We start from the raw sequence: 12,617 nt of genomic DNA, 5'->3' as shown, positions 1-12,617 counted from the left end.
TCAGCTCTTGGCGACGGCGGCCTTGGCCGTCGTCTTCGCCTTCGAGGCGGGAGCGGGCACGGCCGGGGTCTCGGCGGCGGCGTCCGCGCCGGCCTCGGCGGTGGCGTCAGCGACCTTTCGGACACCGACGCCCAGCTTCTCCTTGATCTTCCGCTCGATCTCGTTGGCGAGGTCGGGGTTGTCCTTGAGGAAGTTGCGGGCGTTCTCCTTGCCCTGGCCGAGCTGGTCGCCCTCGTACGTGTACCAGGCGCCGGCCTTGCGCACGAAGCCGTGCTCCACGCCCATGTCGATCAGGCCGCCTTCGCGGCTGATGCCCTGGCCGTAGAGGATGTCGAACTCGGCCTGCTTGAAGGGCGGCGCGACCTTGTTCTTCACGACCTTGACGCGGGTGCGGTTGCCGACCGCTTCCGTGCCGTCCTTCAGGGTCTCGATGCGTCGGATGTCGAGGCGCACGGAGGCGTAGAACTTCAGCGCGCGGCCACCGGTGGTGGTCTCCGGCGAGCCGAACATCACACCGATCTTCTCGCGGAGCTGGTTGATGAAGATCGCGGTGGTCTTGGACTGGCTGAGCGCACCGGTGATCTTCCGGAGGGCCTGGCTCATCAGACGGGCCTGGAGACCCACGTGCGAGTCGCCCATCTCACCCTCGATTTCCGCGCGCGGCACGAGCGCCGCGACGGAGTCGATGACGATCAGGTCGATCGCACCGGAGCGGACCAGCATGTCCACGATCTCCAGCGCCTGCTCGCCGGTGTCCGGCTGGGACAGGATGAGGTTGTCGGTGTCCACACCGAGGGCCTTGGCGTACTCGGGGTCGAGCGCGTGCTCGGCGTCCACGAAGGCGACGGTGCCGCCGGCCTTCTGTGCGTTGGCCACGGCGTGGAGGGTCAGGGTCGTCTTACCGGAGGACTCCGGTCCGTACACCTCGACCACACGGCCGCGGGGCAGCCCGCCGACGCCGAGCGCGATGTCCAGCGCGGTCGAGCCGGTGGAGATGACCTCGATGGGTTCGTTCGGCTTGTCGCCGAGCCGCATCACGGCACCCTTGCCGAATTGCCGTTCAATCTGTGCGAGCGCGGCGTCGAGAGCCTTCTCGCGGTCGTTGCCTGCCATGGGTTCCACCCGATTTGCTTGAGTCGATCGCTTCACGCCATTGACGCTAACGCCTGCCACTGACAACGCGGTCCGCCGTCCGTTTTGACTGTGGACAACCCATGAGAATGTGTGTTCGATTTCCCTGTCAAGCGCGCCACGCCGAACCCGCCCGCCCCACCCCCGGCTGGCATGATCCAGTGCCATGGCAGACACGAACGACAGCACCTTCCGGGCAGGCCAGACGGCGCTCATCGTGCGGATACCCGAGGCGGAGCCCGTGGTCGGCGAGTGGCGGGACCGGCTCGACCACTCCGCCCGGGCCGGGGTCCCGGCGCACGTCAGCGTCCTCTACCCGTTCCTCGACGAGAGCCGCATCACCCCCTCCACCCTCGCCGCGCTGGCCGCGCTCCTGCACCCCCTGCGCGCCTTCGACCTCCGCTTCGAGCGGACCGGCCGCTTCCCGGGGGTCCTCTACCTCGCCCCCGAGCCCGGCGACCCGCTGAAGCACCTCACCCTGGCGGTCGCCGGGCGCTGGCCTGAGGCGCCGCCCTACGGCGGCCGGTATCCCGGGGTGGTCCCGCACCTCACCGTGGCCCAGCGGGCCCAGGAGGCGACCCTGGACGCCGTCGAAACCGACCTGCGCGACCGGCTCCCCTTCACCGCCCGCGTCCGCTCGGTGGACCTGGTGGCCTTCGACGGCACGGCCTGGCGCGAGCACACCTCGTTCGCACTGCGGGAGCCTCAGGACGAACGGGAGCCGGAGAAGTGACAACCAACGGTTGACAGTCATTCGACTGTCAACCTAGGGTTGCACTTATGACGAACCCTTCGGTGGAACCCGTTCGCATGACCAATCCGGTACGCCTCGACGAGCTGATCGAGGCCATCAAGAAGGTCCACACCGACACCCTGGAGCAGCTCAGCGGCGCCGTCGTCGCCGCCGAGGCGCTCGGGGAGGTCGCGGACCACCTCATCGGCCACTTCGTCGACCAGGCCCGCCGCTCCGGCGCCTCCTGGACCGACATCGGCCGCAGCATGGGCGTCACCCGCCAGGCCGCCCAGAAGCGCTTCGTTCCCAAGCCCGACAAGGCCGGGGAGGGCAACGACCTCGACGCCTCGCAGGGCTTCGCCCGTTTCACCCCGCGCGCCCGCAACGTGGTCGTCACCTCCCAGAACGAGGCCCGCTCGGCCTCCAGCAGCGAGATCGGCACCGCGCACCTGGTCCTCGGCCTGCTCGCCGATCCCGAGTCCCTCGCCGCGCTCGCCCTGCGGGCGCAGGGGATCGCCCCGGAGGACGTCCGCGCCGCCGCGACCGCCGCCCTGCCGGCCGCCGCCGCGGAGATGCCCGCGCTCGTCCCCTTCGACTCCGCCGCCAAGAAGGCCCTCGAACTCACCTTCCGCGAGGCCCTGCGCCTGGGCCACGCCTACGTGGGCACCGAGCACATCCTGCTCGCCCTCCTCGAACTCGAGGACGGCGAGGGCCTGCTCACCTCCCTCGGCATCGACAAGGCCGCCACCGAGGCGAGCGTCACCGAAGCCCTGGAATCCGTACTCGGCGCCACCGGGGAGAAGTAGCACCCCCCACGGGACCGTCCCCGTCCTCGGCCACCGCGTACCGCTTCACGTACGCGCCCAGGAAGGCCTGCATCGTGGCGACGGCCGGGATCGCGATGAGCGCCCCGACCGCGCCCAGCAGGGCGGTGCCGGCGATGACCGATCCGAAGGCCACCGCCGGATGGATGTCCACGGTCTTCGCGGTCAGCTTCGGCTGGAGGACGTAGTTCTCGAACTGCTGGTAGACCACCACGAATCCGAGCACGTACAGCGCGTACCAGGGGCTGACCGAGAAGGCCAGCAGCATCGGCAGCGCGCCCGCCAGGTAGGTGCCGATGGTGGGGATGAACTGCGAGACCAGCCCCACCCACACCGCGAGCGCGGGCGCGTACGGCACGTCGAGCACCACGAAGCAGATGTAGTGCGCGATCCCGGAGACCAGCGCCATCAGTCCGCGCGAGTAGAGGTAGCCGCCCGTCTTGGTGACGGCGATCTCCCAGGCCCGCAGCACCTCCGACTGCTTCGCCGGCGGCAGTACGGAGCACAGTGCGCGCCGCAGCCGTGGCCCGTCCGCGGCGAAGTAGAAGGAGAACAGGCCGATCGTCAGCAGCTTGAAGAGCCCGCCGAGCACGGTGGCGGACACGTCGAGCACGCCGCTGGCACTGTTCTGCACGTACTTCTGGAGCCAGTCGGAGTGCAGCAGGCTGTCCTGGATGTCGAGCCGGGACAGATCCGTGTGGAAGGTGTCGTTGATCGAGCCGATCACCGAGTCCAGATAGCCCGGGAACCCTTCCACCAGGTCGACGATCTGCCCGGCGAGCATCGAGCCGAGCAGGACGACGAATCCGGCGGCCGCCACGAACACCCCGAGGAACACCAGGAAGGTGGCGAGCCCGCGGCGCATGCCGCGGGCCGCCATCCTGGCCACGGCGGGTTCGATGGCGAGCGCGAGGAAGAACGCGATCAGGATGTTGACGAGCAGCCCGATCAGCTGGTGGAAGGCCCAGCTGCCGAGCTGGAAGCAGGCCACGAGGGCCAGTACGAGGACCACCGCGCGCGGCAGCCAGCGCGGCATCCGGGTCCCGTCGGGGACCGGGGCGACCGGTGGCACCTCGGGTGGTGCGCCGTCGTCGGCGGGAACCTGCTCGGCGTGCCGGTCGGTAGTCGTCTCATCTGTCGCTGCCACGCCGCCAAGTCTGTCCCACCCGGCCCCCGTACGGGGAACCGCGCGCCCCTCAGCGCAGCGAGGCCGGCACGTCCATCGCCGAACACACCGCGCGCCACACGTCCTTGGCCTCCCACCCGGCGTCCAGCGCCTCGTGGACCGTGCGGCCCCCGAGTTCCCCCATCACGTGGTCGCGCGCGAAGGACTCCGCGTAGCCCGCGCCGAAGTGCTCGGCCATCCGTTCCCAGAAAATCGTCAACCGCATGCCCCCAGTATCCCGCCCCGGAGAGTGCACCGGCCGCGTTCGGGCCCCCCGGGCGCAGCACCCGCCCCTAGGTTTCTCGCATGCCTGGAGACGAAGCTTTGGCCCCGGCGGCGGCGAGCGCCACGACCCCGCCGTCCCCGCTGGCCCGCGCCGAGCGGTTCATCTGGCTCACCGCCCGGGTCCTGGAGCAGCGGCGGTACGCGTTCCACTTCCTCGGCGGGGAAGCCGACCCGGTGGACGCCGCCCTCGGCGCGTACCTCGGTGGCGACGGCGGCTACGGCCACGCCCTCGATCCGGATCTGCGCGGCCCGCTCAGCCATCCCCTGCACACCGCCCACGCCCTGCGCGTCCTGGACGGCCTGGGGCGCTGCTCCGGCCAGCGCATCGAGCGGCTCTGCGCCCACCTGACCCGCCTCTCCACCCCGGATGGGGCGCTTCCGGTGACCGCCCCGCAGCCCGGGGGCTACCCGGCGGCCCCGTACCACCCGCTGCACGACGATCCGCCGGGCGACCTGCTGACCACCGGCCCCGTGGTCGGGCTGCTGCACCGCAACCGGATCTGGCACGCGTGGCTGTTCCGGGCCACGGACTTCTGCTGGGACCGGGTGGAGCACCTGCGCCGCTCGCACCCGTACGAGATCCAGAGCGCGGTGGCCTTCCTGGACGGAGTCCCCGACCGGGCGCGGGCCGCGGCGGCCGCGGACCGGCTGGGGCGCCTCGTGCGCGAGCAGCGGCTCGTCGTACTGGATCCCGCGGACCGCGACGCGTACCCCCCGGTGCCCGGCTACGCCCCGGGCGAGCACCTCCACCCGTACGACTTCGCCCGCCGCCCCGACTCGCTGGCCCGCGGCTGGTTCACGGACGCGGAGCTGCGCCGCTCGCTGCGCTTCCTGGCCGGCTCGCAGCAGCCGGACGGCGGCTGGCCGGTGCACCGCAGGGCCTGGGCGCCGGGCAGCTCGCTGGAGCGGCGGCCGATCGCCACCCTGGAGGCACTGCTGACGCTGCGCGCCTACGGGGTCCTCCCGCAGGGAATCAGCCTCCCAGGGCCCGCAGACCCGCGGTGACCACCACGGCCGCCGCGACCACGACGAGGAACGGGGCCCGCAGCAGCAGCGCGATCCCGGCGGCCGCGAGCCCGGCGGCGCGGGCGTCGAGGACGAGCTCGTGCCCGGTGGCGAAGGTCTGCTGCGCGGTGAGCGCGGCGAGCAGGGCGACCGGAAGCAGTGCGGACAGTTGGCGCACGGCCGGCCGCTCCAGGGCCCCGGCGGGGACGAGCAGTCCGGCGAGCTTGACGGCGTAGCAGCCGACGGCGGTGAGGCCGATGGCGATCCAGACGTTCACGAGCGGCGTCCCTTCAGCCAGAGGATCACGGGGGCGGACAGCGCGGCGACGAGCACGGGCACCCCGGCGGGCAGGACCGGCAGCAGTCCGAGCCCGAGGACGAGGGCGAGCGCGGCGACGGCACGCTCGGTGGAGCTCTTCAGCATGGGCGCGAGCAGCGCGAGGAACACGGCGGGTCCGGCCGCGTCCAGCCCCCAGGCCCTGGTGTCCCCGATGGCTTCGGCGCCGAGCGCACCCAGCAGGGTGGTGAGGTTCCACAGGACGTAGAGGCTGAGTCCGGTGACGGTGAAACCGAGCCGGGCCGTCCTGCGGTCGGGCTGGGCGAGGGCCACCGCGGTGGTCTCGTCGATCACCCAGTGCGCGGCGAAGGGCCGGATCCCCTTGGGGAGCGCGAGCAGCTGGGACAGCCGCAGCCCGTAGAAGGCGTTGCGGGTCCCCAGGAAGAAGGCCCCGGCGGCGGCGGTGAACGGGTTCCCGCCCGCGGCCAGCGCCCCGACCAGTGCGAACTGCGAGGCTCCGGTGAAGACGAGCAGGCTGAGCACGCACGCCTGGAGGGTGCTGACCCCGGACCCGGCGGCCGTCACCCCGAAGGCGAACCCGGACAGCCCGACCGCCACCCCGACGCCGAGCGCGTCGCGGACGACGGCGGCGCGCGGCTTGGCCGCGGCCCCGGCGGGGACTTCTCTTATCACCATCTGATGTTCTCCCACGCCCCGAAACTACGGAGCGGACGGCACCGCGGTCTTGTACGTTCTTGCACCATGCATGAAATGATCAAGGAGATGGCCGGGCGACTGGCCGCGGTACCCGGTGTCGGCGGAGTCATGCTCGGCGGCAGCCGGGCCCGCGGCGAGCACCGGCCGGAATCGGACTGGGACCTCGGCGTCTACTACCGCGGCGACGCCCTCGATCTCGGCGCGCTGCGCGCACTGGCCGGGCCCGACGTGGAGGTGTCCGGGCCGGGCGGCTGGGGCCCCTGGGTCAACGGCGGCGCTTGGCTGAAGGTCGACGGCGTGGCGGTGGACTGGATCCTGCGGGACCTGGACCGGGTCGAGCGGGTCTGGGAGGACTGCCGCGAGGGCCGCTACGAGGTGGGCGTGCAGCCGGGGCATCCGCTCGGCTTCTGGTCCCCCTGCTACCCCGGCGAGGTGGCCCTCGGCCAGGTCCTGGCCGACCCCTCCGGCGAGCTGACCGCGCTGCGCGCCCGTACTTCGGTCTATCCGGAGCCCCTGCGGGAGGCGCTGATCGCCGGGGCCTGGGAGGCGGAGTTCCTCGCCGCGGGCGCGGCGAAGGGCGCGGCCCGCGCGGACGGGCTGTACGTCTCGCTGTGCCTGTCCCGGGCGTTCGGGATCCTCGCCCAGGCCCTGTTCGCGGCCGACCGCCGCTGGTGCCTGAACGAGAAGGGCGCGCTGGCGGCCGCGGAGCTCCTGCCGTCGGCTCCGCCGAACTTCGGCGACCGCGTCCGCGCCCTGCTGGGTGCGCAGGGTGCCACCGCCGAAGCCCTTTCGGCAACGGTGGAAGGGGCCCGCGCCCTGATCGAGGAGACCCGCGCGGCGCTGTCGGCCTAGGGACCCAGGGCCCTACCGGCGGCCCGGCCCCGCCGGTAGGCGCCCGGCGGGACCCCCACGATGCGGGTGAAGTGCCGGTTCAAGTGGGGTTGGTCGGTGAACCCGACGGTCACGGCCGCCTCCGCCGGCGGGGTTCCGGCGTCGAGGAGGCTGCGCGCCCGCCGGACCCGGGCGTCCGTGAGCCAGGTGTGCGGAGGCATGCCGTACCGGTCCCGGAAGGCCCGCAGCAGGGCGAACGGGCTGGTGCCCAGCTCCGCCGCGAGCTGCTCCAGCGAAGGCGGCTCGCCCATCCGCTCCTCGAGCACGGCCCGGGCCCGCTCCGCGTCGGCCGCGCCCGCTCGGCGTACCGCACGGGCCGGCAGCGGCCCTGCGTGCCGGGTCAGCATCCGGGCCACCGCGCCGCGCAGCAGGGTGTCGGCGGCCAGGGCGTTGCCGGCCTCGGCGGCCCGGTGGACCTCGGTGATGACCCGGGAGGCCTGCGGGTCGGTGACCATGTCGGCGGTGAAACCGGGGGTTCCGCGCAGGGTGCCGATCTCGGCGGCGACCTCGGCGATCAGCGCCCGGGAGGGGTAGAGGGTGGCGTAGGCCCAGCCCTCGGGGACCCCGGCGCGGGCGGTGTGCGCGACCTCGGGGTTGATGAGGACCACGCTGCCGGGGCCGGCGCGGACGGTTCCTCCGGGCAGCCCGATCTCCTCGATGCCGCCGGTGACGGCCGCGATGACGTAGCCGTCGTGGGCGTGGCGCGGGAAGGTGTGGCGTACGTAGTGGGCGCGCAGCAGGTCCAGGCCGGGCAACTGCGCGTACTGCCAGTGCCGTGCCCATTCCCGGCCGCCCTCGGCCGCGCCGCCCTCGGCCGTGGCACCGTCGGCCATGGCGTCCTCGGCGGCTCCGGTCCCCGTACCCATCCCCCCATTCTGCGCCCCGCCCCGGATCGGCGTTTCCACAGCTCCGGCCGGTTGTCAGTGGCCGGGTGCACGATGGGGGCATGTCCGGTACCGCGCTCGACTCGTTCTCCCCCGCGACCCGCTCCTGGTTCACGGGGGCCTTCGCCTCGCCCACCTCCGCACAGGAGGGCGCCTGGCGGGCGATCGCGCAGGGCTCGGACGTACTGGTGGTGGCCCCCACCGGATCCGGCAAGACCCTGGCCGCCTTCCTCGCCGCCCTGGACCAGCTCGCGTCGACCCCGCCCCCGGCCGACCCGAAGAAGCGCTGCCGGGTGCTGTACGTATCGCCGCTCAAGGCCCTGGCGGTGGACGTGGAGCGCAATCTGCGCAGCCCGCTCACCGGAATCCGGCAGGAGTCCGCGCGCCTGGGGCTGCCCGAGCCGGAGATCCGGGTCGGGATCCGCTCCGGCGACACCCCGCCCGCCGAGCGGCGGGCCCTGTCCACCCGGCCGCCGGACATCCTGATCACCACGCCCGAATCGCTGTTCCTGATGCTGACCTCGGCGGCCCGCGAGGCGCTGACCGGGATCGAGACGGTGATCCTGGACGAGGTGCACGCCGTCGCCGGGACCAAGCGCGGAGCCCATCTCGCCCTGTCGCTGGAGCGGTTGGACGAGCTGCTGCCGCGCCCGGCCCGCCGGATCGGCCTGTCGGCGACGGTCCGGCCGGTGGACGAGGTGGCCCGCTACCTCGCGCCGCGCGGCAAGGTGGAGATCGTCCAGCCGCCCTCGACCAAGGAGTTCGACCTTTCGGTGGTCGTCCCCGTCGAGGACATGGGCGAGTTGGGCGGCTCCCCCGCAACCGAGGGCAAGGAGGGCGGCGACAAGCCCTCCATCTGGCCGCACGTGGAGGAGCGGATCGCCGATCTGGTCCAGGCCCACCGCTCCACGATCGTGTTCGCCAACTCCCGCCGCCTCGCCGAGCGCCTGTGCAACCGGCTCAACGAGATCGCGTACGAGCGCGCGATGGGCAGCCCCCTGCCCGAGGGCTCGCCCCCGGCCGAGATCATGGCCCAGTCGGGCGCCGCCCACGGCGCGCCGCCGCTGCTGGCCCGCGCCCACCACGGTTCGGTCTCCAAGGAGCAGCGGGCCCTGGTGGAGGAGGACCTGAAGGCGGGCCGGCTCCCCGCCGTCGTCGCCACCTCCAGCCTGGAGCTCGGCATCGACATGGGCGCGGTGGACCTCGTCATCCAGGTGGAGTCCCCGCCGTCGGTGGCCTCCGGGCTCCAGCGGGTCGGCCGGGCCGGGCACCAGGTGGGCGCGGTCTCCACCGGGGTGGTCTTCCCCAAGTACCGGGGGGACCTGGTCCAGGCCGCCGTGGTCACCGAGCGGATGCGCACCGGCTCGATCGAATCCCTGCGCGTGCCCTCCAATCCGCTGGACGTCCTCGCCCAGCAGCTCGTCGCGATGACCGCGATGGACACCTGGCAGCTGGACGACCTGCTCGCCCTGGTGCGGCGGGCGGCGCCCTTCGCGGCGCTGCCCGATTCGGCGTTCACGGCGGTCCTGGACATGCTGGCCGGCCGCTATCCGTCGGACGCGTTCGCGGAGCTCAGACCCCGGGTGGTGTGGGACCGCGTGGCCGGTACGGTCACCGGCCGGCCCGGTGCCCAGCGGCTCGCGGTCACCTCCGGCGGGACCATCCCGGACCGCGGCCTCTTCGGCGTCTTCCTGGCCGGGTCCGACCCGAAGAAGGGCGGCGGCCGGGTCGGCGAGCTCGATGAGGAGATGGTCTACGAATCCCGCGTCGGCGACGTCTTCACCCTGGGCACCACCTCCTGGCGGATCGTGGACATCACCCGCGACCGCGTCCTGGTCACCCCCGCCCCCGGGGTCCCGGGCCGGCTCCCGTTCTGGAAGGGCGACCAGCTGGGCCGGCCGCTCGAACTGGGCCGCGCGGTCGGCGCGTTCCTGCGCGAGCTCGGCGGGCTCACCACCGAGGACGCGCGCCTGCGCCTGCTGGCGGCGGGCCTGGACGCCTGGGCCTCGGAGAACGTCCTGTCCTACCTCGCCGAACAGCGCGAGGCCTGCGGCCACGTACCGGACGACCGCACGATCGTGGTCGAGCGGTTCCGCGACGAGCTCGGCGACTGGCGGGTCGTCGTCCACTCCCCCTTCGGCGCCCAGGTGCACGCCCCGTGGGCGCTGGCCCTCGGCGCCCGCCTCTCCGAGCGGTACGGGATGGACGCGCAGGTGATGCACGCCGACGACGGCATCGTGCTCCGCCTCCCGGACGCCGACCTGCTCAGCATGGACCTGCTCGACCACGACCCCGCGAACCCGGGGTTCCCCGGCGGGGCCGGACCCGGCCTCGGATCCTTCGAGTTCGACGACGAGAAGGCCCCGCTGGGCGCGGCGGACGTGACCTTCGACCACGGGGACGTCCAGCAGATCGTCACCGACCAGGTCGGCGGCTCCGCGCTGTTCGCCTCCCGCTTCCGCGAGTGCGCGGCGCGCGCCCTGCTCCTGCCGCGCCGCAATCCCGGCAAGCGCACCCCCCTGTGGCAGCAGCGCCAGCGCGCCTCGCAGCTCCTCCAGGTGGCTTCGGAGTTCGGCTCGTTCCCGATCGTGCTGGAAGCCGTACGGGAATGCCTGCAGGACGTCTTCGACGTACCGGGCCTGACCGAGCTGATGGGGGACATCGAAGCCCGCCGGGTCCGCCTCGTCGAGGTCACCACCGCCGAGCCCTCCCCCTTCGCCCGCTCCCTCCTCTTCGGGTACGTGGCCCAGTTCCTCTACGAGGGCGACTCGCCGCTGGCGGAGCGCAGGGCGGCCGCGCTGTCCCTGGACTCCCGGCTGCTCGCGGAACTGCTCGGCCAGGCCGAGCTCCGCGAACTGCTGGACGCGGAGGTACTGGCGGAGCTGGAGCGGGAGCTCCAGTGGCTGACGGAGGACCGGCGGGCCAAGGACGCCGAGTCGGTGGCCGACCTGCTGCGCCTGCTGGGCCCGCTGACCCCCGCGGAGCTGAAGGCGCGCGGCGCGGACCCGGCATGGGCGCGCTCCCTCGGCTCCTCCCGCAGGGCGATCCGGGTCCGGATCGGCGGCGAGGAGCACTGGGCGGCGATCGAGGACGCGGGCCGGCTGCGGGACGCGCTGGGCACGGCGCTCCCGGTGGGCGTCCCGGAGGCGTTCACCGAGCCGGTGAAGGACCCGCTGGGCGATCTCCTCGCCCGCTGGGCCCGCACCCACGGCCCCTTCACCACCGCCTCGGCCGCCGCCCGCTTCGGGCTGGGCGCGGCCGTGACCGACGGCGCCCTGCACCGACTGGCGGCGGCCGGGCGGACGGTCCAGGGCGAGTTCCACCCGGCGGGCATCGGCCAGGAATGGTGCGACGCCGGCGTACTGCGCAGACTGCGGCGCCGCTCGCTGGCCGCCCTGCGCCAGGAACTGGAGCCGGTCCCACCCACCGCCCTCGCCACCTTCCTCCCCCAGTGGCAGCACCTGGGTGGAGCCCTGCGCGGCATCGACGGACTGGCCCGCGCGATCGAACAGCTCCAGGGCGCCCCCGTCCCGGCCTCCGCCCTCGAACGGCTGATCCTCCCGTCCCGGGTCTCGGACTACTCCCCGACCCTCCTGGACGAGCTGACCACCACCGGCGAAGTGGTCTGGGCGGGTGCGGGCTCCCTCCCGGGCAAGGACGGCTGGATCTCCCTCTACCTCGCCGAGGCCGCCCCGCTGCTCCTCCCCCCGCAGCACCCCCTGGAGCTCACCCCGCTCCACGAAGCGGTCCTGAGCACCCTCTCCGGCGGTTACGCCCTGTTCTTCCGCCAGCTCGCGGACGCGGTCCGCGCCCACACCCCGGAGGCCTCGGACCTGGACCTCTCCTCGGCGATCTGGGACCTCACCTGGTCGGGCCGCCTCACCAACGACACCCTGGCCCCCCTGCGCTCCCTCCTGGGCTCGGGCCGGACGGCCGGGGCCACGGCCCACCGGGCCCGCCGCACGATCCCCCGCGGCCGCTACGGCACCCTCGCCCCCCAGGCCTCCCGTACCGGCCCCCCGACGGTCTCGGGCCGCTGGTCCCTGCTCCCGGCCCACACCCCTGACCCCACCCACCGGGCACACGCCCTGGCCCGCACCCTGCTGGACCGCCACGGCGTGGTGACCCGGGGCGCGGTGGCCGCCGAAGGGGTGGAGGGCGGCTTCTCGGCCGTCTACCGCATCCTGTCGGCCTTCGAGGACAGCGGCCAGGCCCGCCGGGGTTACGTGGTCGAAGGCCTGGGCGCCGCCCAGTTCGCCATGGACGGAGCGGTAGACCGCCTCCGCGCCGCCGAGCGCACCCCACCCCCGCTGGCGGCGGTGGTCCTCGCGGCCGCCGACCCGGCGAACGCCTACGGCGCGGCCCTCCCCTGGCCGGAGCCTCCCTCCGGCGCCACCCACAAACCGGGCCGCAAGGCCGGCTCCCTGGTGGTCCTGGTGGACGGCGCCCTGACCCTCTACTTGGAGCGCGGCGGCAAAACCCTCCTGGCCTGGCCCGCCCCGGACGCCCCCGACCTCACGGCGGCCCTGCAGTCCCTCACCGAAGCCTCCCGCGCAGGCACCCTCCCGGCCCTCACGGTGGAACGCATCAACGCCACCCCCGCCCTCACCTCCCCCTACTCCCCACCCCTGGAATCCGCCGGCTTCCACGCCACACCCCGAGGCCTCCGCCTGCGCTAGTGCTGTGACCGGAAAGGTTCACCGGGT

Annotated in this window: 11 protein-coding genes; 5 read left to right on the top strand and 6 right to left on the bottom strand. The window is 73.5% G+C overall.

Going from position 1 to position 12,617, the window contains the following annotated elements:
• Positions 1-1,113, bottom strand: a complete 1,113-nt coding sequence (gene recA / locus OG490_RS27340) for a recombinase RecA (RefSeq protein WP_330298912.1) — start codon at positions 1,111-1,113, stop codon at positions 1-3.
• A 184-nt stretch (positions 1,114-1,297) separates the two neighbouring features.
• Here recA and OG490_RS27335 point away from each other — a divergent pair, with 184 nt between their 5' ends.
• Both OG490_RS27335 and OG490_RS27330 read left to right on the top strand, forming a co-directional pair.
• Positions 1,298-1,864: a 2'-5' RNA ligase family protein gene (locus tag OG490_RS27335; RefSeq protein ID WP_330298911.1), complete on the top strand. Its 567-nt coding sequence runs from the start codon at positions 1,298-1,300 to the stop codon at positions 1,862-1,864.
• Between the two features lie 47 nt (positions 1,865-1,911).
• A complete protein-coding gene (locus tag OG490_RS27330) occupies positions 1,912-2,670 on the top strand; it encodes a Clp protease N-terminal domain-containing protein (protein ID WP_330298910.1) in 759 nt (252 codons plus the stop codon).
• On the opposite strand, the gene OG490_RS27325 is transcribed toward OG490_RS27330, so the two are convergent.
• Both OG490_RS27325 and OG490_RS27320 read right to left on the bottom strand, forming a co-directional pair.
• Positions 2,624-3,724, bottom strand: a complete 1,101-nt coding sequence (locus OG490_RS27325) for an AI-2E family transporter (protein WP_330301089.1) — start codon at positions 3,722-3,724, stop codon at positions 2,624-2,626. The two genes, OG490_RS27330 and OG490_RS27325, sit on opposite strands and share 47 nt — an antisense overlap.
• A gap of 160 nt (positions 3,725-3,884) precedes the next feature.
• Complete coding sequence (locus tag OG490_RS27320; protein ID WP_330298909.1) at positions 3,885-4,079, bottom strand: DUF3046 domain-containing protein; 195 nt, start codon at positions 4,077-4,079, stop codon at positions 3,885-3,887.
• Positions 4,080-4,159: 80 nt separating this feature from the next.
• Between OG490_RS27320 and OG490_RS27315 the strand changes: the two genes are divergently transcribed.
• Positions 4,160-5,143, top strand: coding sequence for a hypothetical protein (locus OG490_RS27315; protein ID WP_330298908.1), 984 nt, complete (start codon positions 4,160-4,162; stop codon positions 5,141-5,143).
• Here the strand turns inward: OG490_RS27315 and OG490_RS27310 are convergent.
• Both OG490_RS27310 and OG490_RS27305 read right to left on the bottom strand, forming a co-directional pair.
• A complete protein-coding gene (locus OG490_RS27310; protein ID WP_330298907.1) occupies positions 5,112-5,420 on the bottom strand; it encodes an AzlD domain-containing protein in 309 nt (102 codons plus the stop codon). The genes OG490_RS27315 and OG490_RS27310 overlap by 32 nt on opposite strands.
• Positions 5,417-6,115: an AzlC family ABC transporter permease gene (locus OG490_RS27305; protein WP_330298906.1), complete on the bottom strand. Its 699-nt coding sequence runs from the start codon at positions 6,113-6,115 to the stop codon at positions 5,417-5,419. The genes OG490_RS27310 and OG490_RS27305 overlap by 4 nt, the downstream gene beginning before the upstream one ends.
• Positions 6,116-6,181: 66 nt before the next feature.
• Here OG490_RS27305 and OG490_RS27300 point away from each other — a divergent pair, with 66 nt between their 5' ends.
• On the top strand, positions 6,182-6,988 hold the full coding sequence (locus OG490_RS27300) for a DUF4037 domain-containing protein (protein WP_330298905.1): 807 nt from the start codon (positions 6,182-6,184) through the stop codon (positions 6,986-6,988).
• Here the strand turns inward: OG490_RS27300 and OG490_RS27295 are convergent.
• Positions 6,985-7,860 carry an AraC family transcriptional regulator gene (locus tag OG490_RS27295; protein ID WP_330301088.1) on the bottom strand — a complete coding sequence of 292 codons (876 nt, stop codon included), beginning with the start codon at positions 7,858-7,860 and terminating at the stop codon, positions 6,985-6,987. The genes OG490_RS27300 and OG490_RS27295 overlap by 4 nt on opposite strands.
• Positions 7,861-7,973: 113 nt before the next feature.
• On the opposite strand from OG490_RS27295, the gene OG490_RS27290 reads away from it, so the two are divergent.
• On the top strand, positions 7,974-12,590 hold the full coding sequence (locus tag OG490_RS27290; RefSeq protein ID WP_330298904.1) for a DEAD/DEAH box helicase: 4,617 nt from the start codon (positions 7,974-7,976) through the stop codon (positions 12,588-12,590).
• Positions 12,591-12,617 lie beyond the last annotated feature (27 nt).

It is taken from the genome of Streptomyces sp. NBC_00503 (assembly GCF_036346895.1).
Taxonomy (GTDB): domain Bacteria; phylum Actinomycetota; class Actinomycetes; order Streptomycetales; family Streptomycetaceae; genus Streptomyces.
Note: the sequence above shows the minus strand (reverse complement) of the source record. Positions and strands in the feature narration are given on the sequence as shown.